Raw genomic sequence first — 19280 nt, forward strand, 5'->3', positions numbered from 1 at the left:
GCGTCGCGGAACGGTAGGCGTGTGGTGTGCGGACGGACGGAGCGGGCAGCGCGGCGGGTTCGCGCGCATTCGCTTCCGGTCACCGTCTCGTCGTGTTGCTGTGTCGCGGCTCGGGGTTCTGCCCGATGCCGACGCAAGTATAGAAATGCTTTGAAATTATTACTAATAATTTAGTGATGGTGTTTACCCTGAAGCTGGCGGGGGCCAAGGGCAAGCGGGACGGGAAGGGCGGCGCGGTATGCGCGCGGCAAGGCGCGCGGGCGGCAAACGCGCCGCGCCTTGGGGTGTTCGGCGGGAAGGCGAAGGCCGGCGGGGTACTTACGCGCTGGCCGATTGCGCGGCCGTCTCGACGGTGCGCACCGATCCGCGCTCGACCAGCGGCCCGTCGAGCTTGATCGCGCGGCGGCGCACGGGCATCCCGACCGCGCGGTTCTGCTCTTCCTGCAGCAGGATCTCGACCGCCCAGCGGCCGAGCTCGTAGTTCGGCAGCACGATCGTCGACAGCGGCGGGTGCGTGTGCCGCGCGATTTCCTGGTCGTCGTAGCCGAGCACCGACACGTCGTCGGGCACGCGCATCCCGAGATGCTTGACGGCTTCGATCGCGCCGATCGCCATCAGGTCGTTCGCGCAGAAGATTGCGGTGGGCGGGTGCGGCTCGCGCAGCAGCGACAGCGTCTGCTCGAAGCCCGTATCGGAACCCCAGTCGCCGTCGCGCACGAGCTCCGGTGCGAACGGGATGTCGGCCGTCGCGAGCGCGGTGCGATAGCCCTTCAGGCGATCCTTCGCGGCGTCCTGCCACGGTTCGCCGTTCACGTAGCCAATGCGCCGGTGGCCCGCGCGCAGCAGGTATTCGGTGGCCGCATGCCCGCCCGCGACTTCGGCCGGCACGATCGACGACAGCCCGCTGTCCGTCGTATAGCAGTTGAGCAGCACGGCCGGCACGCGCAGCAGTTCGGCCGGCAGCGTGACCTTGCGCGTATAGACGGTCGCATAGACGACGCCGAGCAGGTTCGGCATCGCGAGCACCGCGTCGAGCACCTGGCGTTCGATGTCGACGTTGCCGTGCGTCGAGTACACGGCGAGCAGCTTGCCGTTCGCATAGGCCGCGTCGCGTGCGCCGTCGATGTTGACGACCGGGTGCGGGCTCGTCGAGATTTCGTCGGCGAGATAGACGATCAGGTCGCGTTCGCCGCTGTGCGTCATCGCCACTTCGCGCGGCAGGAAGCGGTAGCCGAGCTCGTGCGCGGTCTTCAGCACCTTCTCGCGCGTGGCATCGGAGAATTTGGTGCCCGCCGCGTTGTTCAGCACGAGGGAGACGGTGGATTGCGACACGCCGGCAAGCTTGGCGATGTCGGTCATCGTGGGGCGACGTTGAGTAGAGCGTTTCACGGTAGGAGCGTGGTCCGGCCTCGGCAGGATGATGGGCAAATAAAATCGGTAATGAACAGCGGGTCGGATCAATCTGCCCCGACGGTAACATCGGCCATTCGGGCCGGCAATCAAGCTTTACGCGTGCCTGGCCCGGAGTCCTCGATGCCCAGATAATAATATCAACAAATATTATTGACCACGTGTGCCGCGTCGTGCCATCCTTTGCCGCACATGCCCGCGACCGGATGCTGCACGCCGGCGGCGGGATCGTCAGCTTCATCCCGGGATGATCGATGCCGATGGGAATGCCCCGCCACGCCGACCTGATCGAACTCGCCAGCGGCTCGACCCGCGTGTGCGTCGCGCCGCACACCGGCGGATCGATCGCCGCGTACTACGAAGCAGGGCCCGACGGCCCGCAGCACTGGTTCCGGCCGACCACCGGCGCGGCGCTCGCGAGCGGCGATCCGCTCCGTTTCGCGAGCTTCCCGCTGTTTCCGTATTGCAACCGCATCCGCGACGCGAAGTTCGAATTCGACGGCCGCACGATCGACCTGTCCGGCCCGAACGATGCGTATCGTCATGCGCTGCACGGTCATGGCTGGCGGCGCCCGTGGGCGGTCGAACGGTGCGGCGAAGCGCAGGTCGATTTGCGCTTCGAGCATCGTCCCGAGCCCGGCCGCCCGGGCGACTGGCCATTCCATTACGAGGCGCGCCAATCGATCCGGCTCGACGGCGGCGTGCTGTCGATCACGCTGTTCGCGCGCAATCTCGGCGCATTGCCGATGCCGTTCGGCATGGGCCATCACCCGTACTACCTGCGCACGCCGCACACCGTCGTGAAAGCGCACGTCGACGCGATGTGGCACGCCGATGCGGACGTGCTGCCGGTTCGCGTCGGCGATCATCCGGCCGTCGGCGCGCTGCGAAACGGGATGCCGGCCGACGCATTCGATCTCGACAACAATTTCGTCGGCTGGTCGCGCGAAGCGGCGGTGATCTGGCCGGAGCGCGGCCGGCAGGTCGTGCTGCGGGCTGAGCGGCCATTCGACCAGCTCGTCGTGTATGCGCCGGCCGGTGCCGACGCGCTGTGCGTCGAACCCGTCACGAACACGACGGACAGCTTCAATGCAAAGGAATCCGCATCGCTCGTCGGCGGCTGCGTGCTGGCGCCGGGCGAGTCGCTGCAGGCGATGTTGCAATGGACGCCGGGCCCCGCCTGACGGGTTCGGCGGTACGGGATTATCCCGAGTCGGGCAGGCGATAATATCGAGTAATAATATTAATTCGTGACGCCGAAGCCAACCGTGTGTGCCACGGTGTGCGGGCCGATCACAATACCTGGAGACGATGATGCCGAGCCGTGCAAAGCTGCAACGTATCGTGGTGACGATGGGGGTGACGCTCGGATGCGTCGCGATCGCGCATGCGCAGGACAATGCGCAGAAGGTCGGGTCCAGCTCCGCGCAGACCTGCACGAATCCGAAGCCGGGCAGCGTGAAGCTGACCGATCTCGTGGTCGGCTTCTCGCAGTCGGAGAACGAGCAGAACCCGTTCCGCGCGACCGAAACCGCGTCGGTGCGTGCCGCGGCGAAGGCGGCCGGCGTCAAGCGGCTGCTGTATACGAATGCGAACGCGAACCAGGCGAAGCAGGTCGCCGATATCGAAAGCATGATCAACCAGGGCGCGCAGGCGCTGATCGTCGCACCGAACGATTCGACCGGCCTGCAGCCCGCGCTGGCGCAAGCGCGCGCGAAGGGCATCCCGGTCGTCACGATCGACCGGCAGACGGCCGGCACGCCGTGCCAGGATTTCATCACGTTCCTCGGCTCCGATTTCTTCCGGCAAGGGCAGCGCGCCGCGCAGGCGCTCGCCGATGCGACCGGCGGCAAAGCGGCGATTGCCGAGATCCAGGGCGGCTACGGCAATACCGTCGAGAGCCAGCGTACCGATGGTTTCGCCGACGGCCTGAAGAAATTCCCGAACATGAAGATCGTCGCGTCGCAGACCGCGAACTGGTCGGCCACCGAAGCGCAGAAGGTGATGGAGCAGGTGCTGCTCGCGCATCCCGACGTGACCGCCGTCTACGCGCAGGCCGACACGATGGCGCTCGGCGCGATGACCGCGTTGCGCCAGGCCGGCAAGCAGCGCGGCGTGACGGTCGTGTCGATCGACGGCACGAAGGACTTCGTCACCGCGATCGCGAACGGCTCGGCCGCGGCGAGCGTCGAGACCAATCCGCGCTTCGGCCCGCTCGCGTTCAAGTCGCTCGAGGCGTGGTTCGCCGGCAAGCCGGTCGCGCAGAAGCAGATCATGGACGACGCGCTGTACGACAAGGCGAACGCCAAGCATTCGCTCGAAGCGAACCTCGTCTACTGACCGGCCGGCAACCGCTCGGCAACCGCTCACACGCGAACGCGAGGCGCGCGATGGATGCAACGCTTCCCGCCGGACCCGGCGCAGACGATGGCGCCGGCGGCAAACCCGTCGTGCTCGAGACGCACGGCGTTGGCAAGACGTTCGGCGTCGTGCGTGCGCTCAATGGTGTGTCGCTGACGTTGCGCGCGGGCGAGGTGCACGGGCTGATGGGCGAGAACGGTGCCGGCAAGTCGACGCTGATCAAGATCCTCACCGGCTTTCATCAGCCCGATGCGGGCGCGATTCGCGTCGATGGCGCGCCCGTGTCGTTCGACAGCCCGCGTGCCGCGCAGCGCGCGGGCATCTGCGCGGTCTACCAGGAAATCAACCTGATCCCCGAACGCAGCGTGGCCGAGAACATCTTTCTCGGTCACGAGCCACGCCGTTTCGGCCCGTGGATCGACCGCCGCGCGATGCTGGCGCGCACGCGCGAAATCGTCGAGCGCTACGGGCTCGACGTCGATCCGGCCGACAAGGTCGGTTCGCTCGGGCTCGGCCAGCAGCAGATGGTGTCGATCGCGCGCGGCGTGTCGCTCGGCGCGCGCGTGCTGATTCTCGACGAGCCGACTTCGGCGCTGAGCGGTGCGGAAGTGGAAGTGCTGTTCGGTGTCGTCGATCAGTTGCGTGCAACCGGCATCGCGATCGTGCTCGTGAGCCATCGTCTGTCCGAGTGCTACCGGATGTGCGACCGGCTCACCGTGCTGCGCGACGGCGCGGTGGTGCGCAGCGATACACCCGGGCGGCTGCCGCGCATGGCGCTGATTTCGGCGATGCTCGGCCGCGAGGTCGGTGCGCACGGCCCGCGTGAACAGGCGGAAGCCGCCGCCGCCGATCCGACGCAGGAGCCGGCGCTCGCCGTCGATCAGTTGCGCTGGGGCACGCGCCTGCGCGACGTGTCGTTCCGTGTCGCGCCGAAGGAAATCGTCGGGCTCGCGGGCTTGCTCGGCGCGGGCCGCACCGAAACGTTCAAGGCCGTGTTCGGCGCGCAACCGCCGGATGGCGGCGCGGTGCGCGTCGGTGGCCAGGCGCTGAACGGCGCGGACCCGGCGCGTGCGATTCGCGCGGGGCTCGCGTTCCTGTCCGAGGATCGCCGCTCGGAAGGCATTTTTTCGAAGCTGTCGGTGCGCGAGAACATCGTCGTGTGCGTGCTGCCGCGCATCGCGCGCTTCGGCTTCATCTCCGTGCGCAAGCAGGAGGCGCTCGTCGAGCGCTACATCCGCGAGCTGGGCATCAAGACGTCGCATGCAGGCGCGCCGATCTCGACGCTGTCCGGCGGCAACCAGCAGAAGGCGCTGATCGCGCGCTGCCTGTCGACCGAGCCGTCGGTGCTGCTGCTCGACGATCCGACGCGCGGCATCGACGTCGGCGCGAAGGCGGAAGTGCACGATCTCGTCAAACGGCTTGCCGATGAAGGGCTCGCCGTCGTCGCGACGTCGTCGGAGATGGAAGAACTGCTCGAGCTGGCCGACCGGCTCGTGATCCTGCATGAAGGCGCGACGAGCGGCGAGCTGTCGACACGCGGCGCGAGCCCCGACGACGTGACCGCGTTGCTCGCGAACCAGGCGTAGTACGCCGGATATCGACCCGAGGATGAGGAAAGCGTGAACCTTGCCAACCTGATGAGCGAACCGGACCAGGCACGCCGCACGTCGCGCCGCTCGCTGTTCGCGCAGGCGCGCGATCACAGCGTGTATCTCGCGTTCGTCGCGCTCGCGGTTTTCAACCTGATCGTCACGCCGGGTTTCTCGAATCCGCTTGCCGCACGCAGTTTGCTGTTCCAGGCCGCGCCGATCGTGCTGATCGCACTTGGGCAGAACCTCGCGATCGCGACGCGCGGGATCGACTTGTCGGTGGGCTCGGTGATGGCGCTGTCGAGCGCGATCATCGCCGTGTGTCTGCCGTATGGAACGGGCGCAGCGTTTGCGGCGGCGATCGCAATCGGGCTCGCGGTCGGTTTCTTCAACGGCGGGCTCGTCGCGCGGCTCGGTATCGATCCGCTGATTTCCGGGCTTGCGTTGCTGGTTGCCGCGCGGGGGCTTGCACAGGCGTTGCTCGGCGGTTCGCGCGTGAGCCTGCCGCCTTCCGATGCATTCGATTTCATCGGCATCGGCACGTTTCTCGGGCTGCCGGTCGTGATGCTGATCGCGCTGGTGTGCGCGGCCATCGTGTTCTTCGTCGTGCGCAACACGACGTTCGGCCGCTACACGATCCTCGTCGGCGCGAGCCGCGATGCCGCGCATCTCGCCGGTGTACCCGTGCGCCGCACGCTGCTCGCGGTTTATGCGGCGAGCGGGGCGCTGGCCGGGCTCGCCGGCCTGTTCGCGACCGCGCGGCTCGGGGCGGGCGATCCGAACTATGTCGGCGTGAATTTCGAACTCGACGCGATTGCCGCATCGGTGATCGGCGGCACGCCGCTGTCCGGCGGGCGCGTGTCGATCGTCGGCACCGTGTTCGGCGTGCTGCTGCTGCAACTGCTCGATGCCAGCTTCATCATGAACAACATCAGCTACACGTATGCACAGATCCTGAAGGCCGCGTTCATCCTCGGCGCGTTGTACCTGCAGCGCTCGGGAGCCTGACATGTCGACCGCGCCGATTTCCACGCACACCGCGCAGGACGCAGGCCGCGCGCGACGCGCGCAGATCGTTCGTCTCGTGCAGGCACGCGGTGCGATCGCGATTCTCGTGCTCGTGTGCCTGATCGCCGGCCGCGTGTTCCCGCATTTCCTGAGCGCGCCGAACCTGCTCGACATCGTCGCGGCCGCCGCGTTCGTTGCGCTGATCACGATCGGGCAGAGCTTCGTGATCATCCTCGGCGGGTTCGACCTGTCGGTCGGCTCGCTCGTCGGGCTCGGCACCGTGATTGCCGCGTATGCCGCGCCGTATGGATGGGGCGCCGCGCTGGCCGCGCCCGTGTGTGTCGGGCTGATCGTCGGGCTCATGAACGGCTGGTTGATCGCGCGGGCGCGGATGGCGCCGTTCATCGTCACGCTCGCCGCGCTGCTCGGGTTGAAAGGGCTGTCGCTCGTGCTCGCGAGCCAGGACATGCTGATCGCGAACCCCGGGTTCTTCGCGACGATCGCGAACGGTTCGCTGTTCGGGATCGGCAATCTCGTGTGGATCGTGCTCGTCGCGTATCTCGCCGCCGCGTTCGTGCTGAATCACACGCGCTACGGCGCGGGCGTGTTCGCGATCGGCGGCAACGAGGAAGCGGCGCGGATGCTCGGTGTGAACGTCGAAGGGCTCAAGGTCGTCACGTACGGATTGAGCGGGGCGCTCGCGGGGCTGGCCGGCGCGCTGCTCGCGTCGCGGCTCGATTCGGGGCTGCCGGGCGCCGGCAACAGCTACGAGCTGCAGTCGATCGCGGCGGCGGTGATCGGCGGCGTGCTGTTGACGGGCGGCGTCGGCACGCTGTTCGGCCCGCTCGCGGGCGTGCTGCTGCTCGGCGTGATCGAGAACGTGATCAACCAGGTCGGCACGTTGAGCCCGTACTACCAGAACCTCGCGAGCGGCGCGTTCCTGCTGCTCGCGGTGATCGCGCAGACGCTGCTGACCGGCAAGCAGCACAAGCGGTGACGCGCACGGTGTCGCACGCTCGCAAACTGGAACGCTAAATGCTTGTCACGCGTGATCCTTTCGATGAAGGAGCACGACGATGAGCACACCGATTTCCACCGCGTTTTCCCACGTCAGGCCGCAGGACACCGCGTATCGCGGCGAAGGCCTGCGCGACTTCTTCCTGTATCGCGATCTCGGCATCGCGGCCGCGACGCACGGCAAAGTCGTCGCGCAACTCGTCAGGGCCAATCATGCACCGGTGGCGGGCACCGGCTGGCACCGTCACGAGGCCGAGTTCCATATCGTGATCATGCTGAAGGGCTGGGCGCGCTTCATGTACGGCGAGCAGGAGACGCTGGTGGCTGCCGGCGACTGCGTGCACCAGGCGCCGGGGATCGTCCACTACCTGTTCGACTACTCGCCGGACATGGAGTACCTGGAGATCGTCGGGCCGGCCGATTTCAAGTCGATCGACGTCGACGGGCCGTGCGCGGTGCCGCCGCCGACGCCGTGGGGCGAGGCGGGGGCTTAGCCTTCACGCGTTCCCGTGCACGCAATCGACAAACCGCCTGCGGGCGGTTTTTTGTTGGTCTGCCGAGGCTTGCGATCCGCGTCCCTCGCTCCGACGCGATGCTTCGAATTCCGAAGGGTCGAGAAGCTGAAGATCCGGAAAGAAAAGAAAGACATTCGTCAGCTTCGGCCGTCGATTGACGGTGCGATGTCAAAGATCGTCAATTGCGCGTCGGTACGGTGCACGGCCTGTCGGCGCCAGGCGTTAAGGAGGTACCAGCCGGATCGCCGGTTGACCTATCCGGGAGAGTTTCACCATGAACCGCATCGCGAAGATCCTGACGGCAACTGCACTGGCTTGTGTCGTGCTCGTGCCGGCACTGGCCGAAGCGCATTCGCACCGCGTGTGCCACTTCGATCATCACCACCATCGTGTGTGCCGCTGGGTGCGGTAACCGAGGCTTTTCCCGGGGATGACCCGGACGCTTTCATCATTCAGGCAAATCAGGAGAGGATCATGAACAAGACGATGTTGATCGCCGCGCTGGTCGCCGGCATGGGTATGTCGATCGGTGCGTTCGCGCAGGTTCCGGCCAGCGCGCCGGCCGGCACGACCGGTCTGTGCAAGGACGGCTCGTTCTACTCGGGCGCGTCGAAGAAGGGCGCGTGTGCAGGCCACAAGGGGGTGAAGACGTGGTACGGCGCGTCGGCTGCAGCCGCGGCGAGCGCACCGGCCGCAGCACCGGCTACGGCGGCTTCGGCCGCGCCGGCATCGGGCACCGCTCCCGCGAAGAGCGCCGCCGCGACGACGGCAGCCGCAGCGCCGGGCGGCGGCCCGGGCAAGGTGTGGGCGAACGACAGCACGAAGGTCTATCACTGCTCGACCGACAAGTACTACGGCAAGACGAAGCACGGCAGCTACATGTCGGAAGCCGACGCGAAGGCGAAGGGCTACCACGCGTCGCACGGCAAGGCTTGCTCGTAACGCGCAGGGCCGGCGTGCGAGAGCATTCGCTCGCGTGTCGCCCGAACGCAGCAGCAACCGTCGCCCCGCCTCTTCGGCGGGGCGATTTATTTGCAACGCTGCGCACGCTCAGTGCGCGTGATGCGATCGCGTGTCAGTCGCCGTATCGCTTCCGGTTGCGCGCGCATCGAGCAGGGCGCGCAGCGTCACGTAGTGGGTGCCGCTCGTGCCGCCTTCCGCATTCGCGGTGCGATCGTACGGCTCGTTGTCATGGATCGTCGCCCGCACGATCGGATAGATCTGCGTTTCCCACCGGCTGCCGTTGAACACGCCGTAGTGCCCCACACCCGTCTGTACGTGGTGTGTCTTCAGATACGGCGGTAACCCCGAACACAGTTCCTGCGCGGCCACTGTCTGGCCTACCGCGCAGATATCGTCTTTTTCGCCTTCGATCGTCAACAGCGCGGTGCGATGAATCGCCGCCGGCTCGACGAGCCTGTCGCCGACCGTCAGCTCGCCGCGCGCGAGCGCGTATTGCTGAAACACCTTCTCGACCGTTTCCAGATAGAACTCCGCGGTGAGGTCGGCCGTCGCGAAGTATTCGTCGTAGAAGTGCCGCAATGTGTCGGCCTTCGTGGGATCGCCTTTCGCGCGCTCGTAGTACAGATCGGCGAACGACGCCGCGTGCCGGTCCGGATTCATCGACATGAACGCGCCGACCTGCACGAAGCCCGGATACACACATCGCTGCGCGCCGACGAAACCCGCCGGCACGACGCTGATCAGGTGATGCGCGAACCATTCGATCGGCTGGCTCGTCGCGAGCGCGTTGACCTTCGTCGGATTCACGCGGCAGTCGATCGGGCCGGCCATCAGCGTCAGGCTCGCGGGCTGAGCCGGATCGCCGCCGGCCGCCATCAGCGCGACCGCCGCGAGCGCGGCGACGGTCGGCTGACAGATCGCGAGCACGTGCGCGTCGGGGCCGATCTGGCGGATGAAGTCGATCACGTGCGCAACGTATTCGTCGAAGCCGAAGCGTCCGGCCGTCAGCGGAATGTCGCGCGGGTTGTGCCAGTCGGTGATGTACACGTCGTGATCGGCCAGCATCGTGTGCACGGTGCCGCGCAGCAGCGTCGCGAAGTGCCCGGACATCGGCGCGACGATCAGCACGCGCGGCTGGCGCGCGACCGGCCGCGCCTTGCGGAAATGCAGCAGCGTCGCGAACGGCGTGGCCGCTGCCGCTTCCTCGACGATCGGCACCGTGTCGCCGTCGACGACGATCGATTCGATCCCGAACGGCGGACGCCGATGCGAGAACGCGCAGCATTCGAGCAGTTCGCACAGCGCGTCGAGCGTGCGGCCGGTCGGCGTCGACGTGGCGGGCGGCCACAGCGACATCGTCGCGCGCGTGGCGGCCGCCCACGCACGCGCCGGGCGCAGGCATTCGGCAGACCATTGATAAAACGGATAGGCAAGCAGATTCATGACCGTCGCTCGTTGCGCCGCGTTGCAAGGAACGAGGCAAGCCGTGTGCCAGCGTGCTGCTGGCACGCGCGTTGCACGCGGTTCGGGAGCGCGGCGCGCGGGCGGCACGTGACGACGGATGGACGCAGGCGACGCGTTGCCGCACCGGTCTCGCGTGCGATGCGTGCCGCGCCAATGTGCGGCCCTGCGCCAGTCCGGCGAATGCGCCGCACCGGCATGGTGCGGGTAGCGGCGTGACGCGTCCGTTATCGGTGCAGGGGTACGAACGGCAATCAGCAGGGGAGCGACATGGAATCCACCGGACAGACGACGCTGACCATCAGCAGCCGCAATTACTCGTCGTGGTCGATGCGCGGCTGGCTGCTCGCGAAACTGAGCGGGCTCGCGTTCGAGACGGTCAGCGTGCCGATCGATGCCGCGTCGCGCGCGGAATTGCTGCTGCTGTCGCCGTCGATCCTCGTGCCGTGCCTGACCCACGACGGCAGCACGGTGTGGGATACGCTCGCGATCGCCGAATACCTGAACGAGATCCGGCCGCAGGCGCGGCTGCTGCCCGACGACCGGCACGCGCGTGCGCATTGCCGGTCGATCTGCGGCGAGATGCATTCCGGGTTCAGCGCGTTGCGATCGGCGCTGCCGATGAACCTGCGCGCGCATTTCCCCGGCTTCCGGATCTGGTCGCGCGCGCAGCACGACATCCAGCGGATCGTCACGATCTGGCGCGAGTGCCTGGCCGCATACGGCGGGCCCTGGTTGTTCGGCGCGGAGATCGGCATTGCCGATGCGATGTACGCGCCGGTCGTCACGCGCTTCCTGACGTACGACGTGAAGCTCGAACCGGACGTCGCGGAGTACTGCATGCGCGTGCTCGCGCATCCGTTCGTCGCGGAGTGGATCGAGGCGGCGAAGGCCGAGCATGAAGACATCGACGAACTCGACATGGAGTTCTGACGCGTGCGATCGCGGCACGCTTTCAATTTCACTACAGGTGCACGGGACGAAACGAACGTTCGATGCGCTCGCGCAACCCGCAAACGTTTTACCTTGATTTCGGTTCGAACCGAGCATGAATTCCCTAAAGGATGTTGAGCCCGATGACGTAAACGAGTCACGGGGATGACTCGCGATCGCATGCTTTCGATGTGCGACGCGCAGTCCGCAATAACCAGCGCAGCAGGGGAATCGACTTGAATCGTCAGCAATCGTGGACGCGTACGGCGGCGCCCGGGGAAATCATTTATTCCGAGGGCTTCGCCGGCGAGCCCGTCATCTTTCTGATTACCGACGGCAAGGTCGAGCTGTCCACGCGATGCGACGACAAGCGCGTGATCGTCGCGACGCTCGGCCGCGGCGAGTTCTTCGGTGAATCCGCGCTGCTTGCCGCCGAGCCGCGCGCACATACCGCGAAGGCGCTTTCATTCTGTCAGCTCACGGTCGTGCCGGCCGGAATGCTCGACGAGGAAATCGAGCGCGTGTCCGCGCTGCTGCGCCACATCGTGCGGACGATGATTCGCCGCGTGAAGCGCAAGGACGACCAGCTTGCCACCTATACGCACGCGGACTTCATGCCGGGCGTGCTGTCGTACGCGCATGTGCTGTCGCTGATGGCGGGTGCCGACGCGCGCGAAGCGGGCGATGCCTGGGCGCGGCGGCCGATGCAGGCACATGCGGCCGAGACGTCGGTGCCGCTTGCCGAAGTGATCCGCAAATGCCGCGCGATTGCCGGCCATTCGCGACCGCACGTGCTCGCGATGCTGCGACGCATGGAGAAGCTCAATCTCGTCACGATCGAAGCCGCGCAGGCCGACCTCGCCGGCGGCGCAGCCGACTATGCGGCTTCGTCGGATGCGCGCCAGGTCGTCACCTTCGATGCGGCGCGCGTGATCGATCGCGCGCAGCAGGTCGCCGATCACGATCTCGACCTGTCGATCAACAGCGAACTCGAACTCATCGAACTCGCCGATCTCGAATCGCTGATCGGTGTCGAAAAGACGCTGCTGCTCAACAAGCTGTCGAACGGCGAGATTGCCGACGAAGTGTTCGCGTTCCGCAAATCGAAGGTGCTCAGCTACGTCGAGCAAAAGGGTGTTGCGTACTTTTCGCGGCGCAACGGGCGTCGCGGCGGCGACGTGCGCGCGCTGGAAGATCTCGTGTGGGTCGACCAGCGCACGCTGTTCGACGTGATCAGTGCGTTCGATACGTACGACCTGGCGAAGCTGATCGCGAATCTCGACGATCGCGCGGTGGCCGACAAGCTGTTTTCCGTGATGACCGAGGCGCGCCGCAACGAGGTGTCGTGGGTGATGCGTCGCGAACTCAAGCTCGATCCGGTCGAAGTCGAGGAGATCGAGCAGCGCGTGCTGGATGCCGTGCGTGCGGCGAAGGCGCCTGCGGCGGGCGTGGCGCCGGTGGCGTCGACATCGGCATCGGATGCGTGAGACGGAGGGGCGATGGATCTGTTGACCCTGGCCGGTGTGGTGCTCGGCGGCGCGGCGATCGTGTTCGGTTTCGCGCTGGAAGGCGGGCATTTCTCGATGCTGTTCCAGTTCGAGGCGCTCGTGATCGTGCTCGGCGGCACGCTCGGCGCGGTGATGATCCAGAACACGTGGGCACGTTTCTTCGACGCGGTGAAGCAACTGCGGCTCGCGTTCGTGCGCGCACGCGAGGTCGATCGCAAGAACCTGTCCGACCTGCTCGAATGGGGCGATCGCGCGAAAGTCGACGGGCTGCTTGCGTTCGAATCGATGGACGTGAGCGGGATTCATCCGTTCGCGCGCCGCGGGCTCGAACTGCTGGCGAACGGCGTGTCGACTGCCGTGCTCGAGGATGCGTTGCAGCGCGAACTCGATGCGTACGAGCGCAGCCGCCTCGCGGCCGTGCGCGTGTGGCAGCAGGCCGGCGGCTATGCGCCGACGTTCGGCATTCTCGGCTCGGTGCTCGGACTCGTGCAGGTGACGAGCCATATTCTCGAACCGGCGCAGCTCGGGCCGGGCATCGCGGTTGCGTTCGTCGCGACGCTGTACGGCCTCGCATTTGCGAACCTCGTGTTCCTGCCGCTGTACGGCAAGCTGCGCGCGCAGATCGACAGCGAGATGCGATTCCGCAAGCTGTATCTCGACGGGTTGCTCGCGATTTCGCGCAAGGAGTCGCCGCATACGATCGAGACGCGCCTGACCGGTGACGTGCGCGGGCGTGCGGCGGAATCGCTGGCTTGATGCGCGTGTGCTTGTTCAGGTGCCAGCGCCGTATGACGAACCGGGATGCTCGACCGCATGACAGCTCGAACTGACGGCGCATCCGCTGCCGATCGCGACGATGACGAACTCGAAGGCGCGCAGTCCGGGCGCTGGCTGATTTCGTACGCGGATCTCATCACGACGCTGATGGTGCTGTTTCTCGCGCTGTATGTGCTGCAGCTCGCGAAATACAACGCACTCGATGCGCGGTACCAGACGCTTGCGCGGCAGGCCGGTGGTGCGGCGAGTGCTGCCGATTCGGTAACGCCCGGCCATGCGCCGCCGTGGCTCGCACTGCTCGATTCGTTGAAGTCGAATGGCCGGATTTCGCTGGTGAAGGCACCGCACGGCGTCGAGATCGGCATCGACGCGAAGATCCTGTTCAATGTCGGCGATGCGCGCCTGCTGCCCGATTCGTCGCCGGTGCTGAACCAGATTGCGCAGGCGCTGAGCGATCATGCGACCGGCGACATCCTCGTCGAAGGCCACACGGACAGCGTACCGATCGCGAACGCGAAATACGAATCGAACTGGGAGCTGTCGTCGGCGCGAGCGGGGAGTGTCGTGCGCTACCTGACCGAGCGCGGTGTGGCACCGCATCGGCTGGCGGCGATCGGGCGGGCCGATACGCAGCCGCTCGTCGCGGGCGACGATGCCGCGTCGCGGGCGCGAAACCGGCGTGTCACGATCTTCGTTGCGTACTGACCGGATTGCTCGCGTTCGTCCAAGAATAGAACCTGAGGGATTGTGTAGATGTCGACCGAGAATAATGCCGGGGCCGTTGCGGATGGCAAAGGCGAGCGAAGTGCTCGCGGTTTTGTCCAGCTGTTGATGCGTTTGTCGACAGCCGATTTGTCGCTGAAAAACCTGATCATCCAAACGGTTGTGCTCGCGTTGGCGATTGCATTGGCCTGCCATTACTGGCTGGGGCCGTGGATGGCCACACATCGCGATTACTTATGGTTGCGCCAGTGGCGCTGGGTGCCGTTGCCACTGGCACTGGGATATTTGGCGTTGATCGGATTCATGCGGCATCGGTCGCTGATGGCGGCGTACGCGGCCAGTCGGGAGTTTCCAGAGGGCACGCCGGACAAGGAGAAGAGCCGGCTCAAGAATCTGGTCGAAAGAAAGCGTAGCAAGTACAAGATGATCGGTGAAGTATTCGCAGCGATGTCGGTGCTCAGCGCTGTATTTTCGCTGATGGGGGCCTATACGTCGTTCGACGCAAGATTCCTGCGGCCCGGTCACGACGAGATCGCAGCGGATCTGACACAGATCCGAGTGCTGACGGAACAGACGTGCCGTATGGGTGTGACCGCCGACATCTGCACGACTCGCTGGCTCCCGCGTCAGATGATCGAAAACATCGAGAAGGAAACCGATCCTATTCAGCGACGAGCGGCGGTGGCCGAGATGCAAGAGCGCGTGCGCCCGTTGCTGGCTACGATTCAGGACGCCGGGCGCGACGAGCTGACGCGGTTGCTCGATAAAGTCGATGCCGCAATCCCCGACGAAGCGATGTTCTCGTTGGTACAGGTGGGCATTGCCTCGTTTCTGGTTCTGACGGTGACCGTTGCGGTCGGATTCAAGCTTGCTGTTGCCGTGTATGAATACCGGCTCACGCTTTTGCCTGCTAGCGACGGTGCGAAGCCAGCCGCCACATCCGACGTCAATCGGTGCGCGAAGATGCCCTGCGCTGCCGAATCACAGGAATCATCAAAATAAGCAGCACAAATCCCGATAGCACCGGGATATATCGATTTTCATATGATGGGCATCTAAAATCAGCGATGCGGTTCTGCGCGTGCATGCCGATAACTCAAACTGGCTCAGACCGAGCGGTTATCGAGGGTTCCCCATGCATTTCTGGCGCAAGCTTTCCATTCAGAACAAGCTGATTCTCAGCATGACGAGTTGCCTGCTCGTGTTCGTCGCGATTTCGAGCGGGCTCAGCGTCCGTCTGATCGGCAACGCGGTGCGCGATCGTGTCGTCCGCGAAGAGCTGCCGACGGCCGTGAACGGCATCCGCGCCGACGTGCAGCGCCAGATGGCCGGCCCGATCGCCGCGTCGCGCATCCTCGCGCGCGATGCGTTCGTGCTGCAATGGGAAGCCGACGGCGAACCCGATGCCGGCACGCGCAACTGGATCCAGCTGGCGAAGAACGTGAAGGACGAGCAGAAGGCTGCGTCCGTGCAGTGGGTGTCGGTTAAGAGCGGCAACTACTATACCGAAGCCGGCCTGCAGCGGAAGGTGACCGACAAGGATCAGTGGCTGACCAATTTCCTGTCGTCGGGCAAGACGTTCGACGTGAACATGGATCGCGAGGCGACCGTCGGCGGCTACATGATGTTCATCAACAGCCGCGTGGAACTCGACGGCGTGCCGATCGGCGCGGCATGCATGAGCTTGTCCGTCGATGCGCTCGCGAAGGGCATCTCGGCCTACCGGATCGGCGAGACCGGCTTTGCGTATCTCGTGCGCCCCGACGGCACGATCATGATGCATCGCGATACGTCGCTGATCGACGGCAAGCATTTCCTGAAGGACGCACCGGGCCTGCCGGGCGATGCGTCGTCGACGCTGCTGGTCGGTAAGCCGTATGCGTACCTGAGCTACGAGGGCGACGGCGGCGCGCGCTTTATCGCGACGTCGTTCATTCCGGAGCTGAATGCGTATGTCGTCGTCGAGGTGCCGCAGGCTGAATTGCTTGGGCCGGTGACGCGGGCAATCCGCAGCGCGGCGCTGGTTGCGGCGGTAGTGGGGCTCGGGGTTGCGCTGCTCGTGATCTGGCTGGTGGGCCGCGCGATTGCCGCGCCGATCCGCCGCGCGGCGACGCTGCTGTCGGAGATCGCCAGCGGCCAGGGCGACCTGACGCGCCGCATGACGGTCGAGAGCCAGGACGAGATCGGGCAGTTGTCGGATGCGTTCAACCGGTTTGTGTCGTCGCTGTCGACGCTGGTTCACCGGATTCGTGCGGCGTCGGCTTCGATTGCGACCGGATCGGCGCAGATTGCTTCGGGGAATGCGGATCTGAGCGAGCGGACCGAAGGCCAGTCGAGCAACCTGGAGCGGACGGCTTCGTCAATGGAAGAGATCACGGCCGTGGTGCGCAACAACACCGAGACGGCGACGACGGCCGCGAAGATGATCAACGGCGCGTCGGATACGGCGGCGCGCGGCGGGCAGGTGGTGGGCGAGGTCGTGACGACGATGGAGCAGATCAGCGACGCGTCGCAGCGGATCTCCGAGATCATCGTGATGATCGACAGCATTTCGTTCCAGACGAATATTCTGGCTTTGAATGCGGCTGTGGAAGCGGCGCGGGCCGGGGAGCAGGGGCGCGGGTTCGCGGTCGTGGCGTCGGAAGTGCGGAATCTGGCGCAGCGCAGCGCGCAGGCGGCGAAGGAGATCAAGGCGCTGATCGAACACAGCGCGGGGACGGTGAATACCGGGTCGCGGCTGGTGAGTGAGGCGGGGAAGGTGATGAGTGATGTTGTCTCGCAGGTTCAAGGCGTGAGCGCGATGATGAGCGAGATTGCCGAGGCGAGCCTGGAGCAGAGTGCCGGGATCGACCAGATCGGTGATGCGGTGCAGTCGCTCGATCAGATGACGCAGCAGAATGCGGCTTTGGTCGAGGAAAGCGCGGCGGCGGCGGCGAGTTTGAAGCAGCAAGCGGCGGAATTGACCAAGCTGGTGTCGGCTTTCAAGGTGGATGAGTAAAGGCTGATTCGCGTTTTAGAACTGGGGCGTTTCTGAGGACGGCTGCCGTGGGTTCACGGTGGCCGTTTTTGCATGTTGGCGCGGGATTTGGTGACGTTTATAGAAATGAAACGCATTTCCAGGTTGACGGTTGGGGTGGGGCGAAGGGTGTCGGGTCGCCGACGGAGTCGTATCTGGCTTATCGGGAGAAGGTTGCGGCAGAAGTTGGTGCGGCGAAGATGGAAGATCAGGCGGATCTGGATAAGAAATACGCGGTCGACGTGAAAGGGTTTTCTGCGAAGGCGGGGAGTGTCGTGCAGAGCGTTGTGGCCGATGACGGGATGACGCCCGGGCCAGATGGGCTGTTCTTGACGTCGGATAGCGGGAGGGTGAATCTGCTCGTTACGACGGTCTTGCTTTTGAAGGCTTGGGCCAAGAGGGCGAATGCGGGGATCAAGTCTACGGATGATGTTGCTAGGACGTAATATGGCAAACGATCTGAACCAGGCAGCCTATTGGATTACGTTTATTCTTGAGCGCTGCCCATTTCCAAATCGAGACGCGCTTGCCGCGCAGTTCTTGAATGCAGAGATCGTCAGACTCTGTGAGTGTGGATGCAACACCTTTGGCCTGTCGTTGGTCGCGCCCGATAAAGTTCCTCCCATTGCCATCGCTTCAAGTGGACAGCCCTATCGAAGGGTGTTTGAAGCGGACTTCCGGGATCGGAGGGAACCGGAAGGCTGGGGGTCGATTGAGATTTTGCTCTTTGCCGACGAGTCAGGTCATCTAGCCGATGTCGAAATCGACTATTGCGGAAACGGCATACCCATGCCTGAAAGTCTGGATCCGGAAGCCATGCCTTATAACGTCTTCGTCAGCGAATCGCTCATTTCGTAGAGCGAGTGGCTGCAGTGGATCGAGAGTGCCTATTCGCTGAGCCTGACAGCAGACGTTCGGTGCAGATGATCAGCCGAACGTCCGCAAGGTAGCGTCAAGTCGACCTACCGCGGCCGACACGTGAACGCCTGCGAAGGCCGAGCACTTGCTGCTCAGCGCGCAGGCACGGGACCACGGATATCCGGTTGAACAGAGCTGTTGAGGCTGCGCGGGTTCCAACGGCGGTAGTAGACCGATTGATCGCCATATCCTCCACGAAGCGATCGACAACTTGGAACTATACTGGGCAACCTGGAGGCCTCCATGACCGATCACGACAGACTGCATCCACTACGCCCGCTCCTGAAAAATTGGGTTTGGGAACATGGTCGAATCGGGACTCGCTATCTGGACTGCGTTGATGGCGAAATCAGGTTTGACGAGGGTAAGAAGTCGCATTTCGCGGCCGAGAAATATATCTACGTGCCCCTTTGCAAGGACGCTGAAGACGATGCATCTGCCGAGGGTCCAGCGATCCAGGAGGCTGGACTTGCCCGGTTTTTGCGGGCCGCGCAGTTGGGTACGCCGGAGGAAGCCGGTTCCGTAGCGGATGTCCAGCGCGCAGTGCAGGACTGCGTGGAGATTGGCCTGTTCAGCGCATATCAACGGGAGGCTCGAAAGGCGTTTGCCCGATACGCGCAGGAACCAATGTTCGATGACGAGATCCGCGCGGCGGTTGTCGACGACATCCGGAGTATTTACGCCGGCATGCGGGAGCAACTGGCGCTGTATGATTTCAGTGTGCTCCACGGCTTGCCCATGCCGCTGCTTATCGGCGACACGCCCTTTATCGACTGGCGCGTGCGTGCCAGTCCGGCACTGCCGTTTGTATCGCTCCCGCTGGGACCTTATTGCCTGCTGGTAGGCGCGCCGTCAGGCAGGAAAAGCCGAATCGCCCCGGTGGTCTGGAAGGCCGCTGCCGCGATGGGCCCGTTGAAGGAGCACAACCGCCAAATCGAGGAGCAGGCGCGTCTGTGGCTGGTGGCGACCACGGATGACCAACTCGTCGCTGCGCAAAGCCGCATTGCTGCGGCCATCGGCTCCAGGCAAGGGAATGTGAAACCCTGACCGAAGTTGACCTAAAGCAGATCGTCGGCGGTGG

19 protein-coding genes are annotated in these 19280 nt (G+C 65.0%); 17 read left to right on the forward strand and 2 right to left on the reverse strand.

Going from position 1 to position 19280, the window contains the following annotated elements; all coding sequences use genetic code 11:
- Positions 1–318: 318 nt before the first annotated feature.
- The gene (locus BLA15945_RS18395) at positions 319–1359 is read right to left on the reverse strand and encodes a LacI family DNA-binding transcriptional regulator (RefSeq protein WP_059237434.1); all 1041 of its coding nucleotides are present in this window, start codon (positions 1357–1359) and stop codon (positions 319–321) included.
- Between the two features lie 317 nt (positions 1360–1676).
- Here BLA15945_RS18395 and BLA15945_RS18400 point away from each other — a divergent pair, with 317 nt between their 5' ends.
- The 8 genes from BLA15945_RS18400 (at position 1677) to BLA15945_RS18435 (ending at position 8842) form a co-directional block, all read left to right on the forward strand.
- A complete protein-coding gene (locus BLA15945_RS18400; RefSeq protein WP_233464255.1) occupies positions 1677–2594 on the forward strand; it encodes an aldose 1-epimerase in 918 nt (305 codons plus the stop codon).
- A gap of 127 nt (positions 2595–2721) precedes the next feature.
- The gene (locus BLA15945_RS18405; protein ID WP_174993083.1) at positions 2722–3750 is read left to right on the forward strand and encodes an ABC transporter substrate-binding protein; all 1029 of its coding nucleotides are present in this window, start codon (positions 2722–2724) and stop codon (positions 3748–3750) included.
- A 50-nt stretch (positions 3751–3800) separates the two neighbouring features.
- Positions 3801–5357, forward strand: a complete 1557-nt coding sequence (locus BLA15945_RS18410) for a sugar ABC transporter ATP-binding protein (RefSeq protein WP_059237432.1) — start codon at positions 3801–3803, stop codon at positions 5355–5357.
- 33 nt (positions 5358–5390) lie between these two features.
- Positions 5391–6368: an ABC transporter permease gene (locus BLA15945_RS18415; protein WP_081051939.1), complete on the forward strand. Its 978-nt coding sequence runs from the start codon at positions 5391–5393 to the stop codon at positions 6366–6368.
- 1 nt (position 6369) lies between these two features.
- The gene (locus BLA15945_RS18420; RefSeq protein ID WP_174993084.1) at positions 6370–7365 is read left to right on the forward strand and encodes an ABC transporter permease; all 996 of its coding nucleotides are present in this window, start codon (positions 6370–6372) and stop codon (positions 7363–7365) included.
- Positions 7366–7444: 79 nt separating this feature from the next.
- Positions 7445–7879: a cupin domain-containing protein gene (locus BLA15945_RS18425; RefSeq protein ID WP_174993085.1), complete on the forward strand. Its 435-nt coding sequence runs from the start codon at positions 7445–7447 to the stop codon at positions 7877–7879.
- 295 nt (positions 7880–8174) lie between these two features.
- Positions 8175–8312 (forward strand): HHHH-motif protein, encoded by a 138-nt coding sequence (locus tag BLA15945_RS18430; protein WP_174993086.1) that lies wholly within the window; start codon positions 8175–8177, stop codon positions 8310–8312.
- A 62-nt stretch (positions 8313–8374) separates the two neighbouring features.
- On the forward strand, positions 8375–8842 hold the full coding sequence (locus BLA15945_RS18435; protein ID WP_059237429.1) for a DUF3761 domain-containing protein: 468 nt from the start codon (positions 8375–8377) through the stop codon (positions 8840–8842).
- Between the two features lie 108 nt (positions 8843–8950).
- Here the strand turns inward: BLA15945_RS18435 and BLA15945_RS18440 are convergent, their stop codons facing one another.
- On the reverse strand, positions 8951–10306 hold the full coding sequence (locus tag BLA15945_RS18440; protein ID WP_174993087.1) for a polyhydroxyalkanoate depolymerase: 1356 nt from the start codon (positions 10304–10306) through the stop codon (positions 8951–8953).
- Positions 10307–10594: 288 nt separating this feature from the next.
- Here BLA15945_RS18440 and BLA15945_RS18445 point away from each other — a divergent pair, with 288 nt between their 5' ends.
- From BLA15945_RS18445 to BLA15945_RS18485, 9 genes are all read left to right on the forward strand, one after another.
- Positions 10595–11257: a glutathione S-transferase family protein gene (locus BLA15945_RS18445; protein ID WP_059237427.1), complete on the forward strand. Its 663-nt coding sequence runs from the start codon at positions 10595–10597 to the stop codon at positions 11255–11257.
- A 236-nt stretch (positions 11258–11493) separates the two neighbouring features.
- Positions 11494–12744 (forward strand): Crp/Fnr family transcriptional regulator, encoded by a 1251-nt coding sequence (locus BLA15945_RS18450; RefSeq protein WP_059237426.1) that lies wholly within the window; start codon positions 11494–11496, stop codon positions 12742–12744.
- A gap of 12 nt (positions 12745–12756) precedes the next feature.
- Positions 12757–13521, forward strand: coding sequence for a flagellar motor protein (locus tag BLA15945_RS18455; RefSeq protein WP_059237425.1), 765 nt, complete (start codon positions 12757–12759; stop codon positions 13519–13521).
- A 57-nt stretch (positions 13522–13578) separates the two neighbouring features.
- The gene (locus tag BLA15945_RS18460) at positions 13579–14247 is read left to right on the forward strand and encodes an OmpA/MotB family protein (RefSeq protein ID WP_174993088.1); all 669 of its coding nucleotides are present in this window, start codon (positions 13579–13581) and stop codon (positions 14245–14247) included.
- 48 nt (positions 14248–14295) lie between these two features.
- Entirely contained in the window at positions 14296–15267 is a 972-nt protein-coding gene (locus tag BLA15945_RS18465; RefSeq protein ID WP_174993089.1) for a hypothetical protein, read from the forward strand.
- Positions 15268–15400: 133 nt separating this feature from the next.
- Positions 15401–17263 (forward strand): methyl-accepting chemotaxis protein, encoded by a 1863-nt coding sequence (locus BLA15945_RS18470; protein WP_174993090.1) that lies wholly within the window; start codon positions 15401–15403, stop codon positions 17261–17263.
- Positions 17264–17310: 47 nt separating this feature from the next.
- Positions 17311–17727, forward strand: a complete 417-nt coding sequence (locus BLA15945_RS18475; protein ID WP_174993091.1) for a hypothetical protein — start codon at positions 17311–17313, stop codon at positions 17725–17727.
- A gap of 1 nt (position 17728) precedes the next feature.
- Entirely contained in the window at positions 17729–18139 is a 411-nt protein-coding gene (locus tag BLA15945_RS18480; RefSeq protein ID WP_174993057.1) for a hypothetical protein, read from the forward strand.
- 303 nt (positions 18140–18442) lie between these two features.
- Positions 18443–19246 (forward strand): hypothetical protein, encoded by an 804-nt coding sequence (locus BLA15945_RS18485; RefSeq protein ID WP_174993092.1) that lies wholly within the window; start codon positions 18443–18445, stop codon positions 19244–19246.
- The last annotated feature ends 34 nt before the right edge of the window (positions 19247–19280 follow it).

The sequence above is a fragment of the Burkholderia arboris genome (genome assembly GCF_902499125.1).
Taxonomy (GTDB): Bacteria; Pseudomonadota; Gammaproteobacteria; order Burkholderiales; family Burkholderiaceae; genus Burkholderia; species Burkholderia arboris.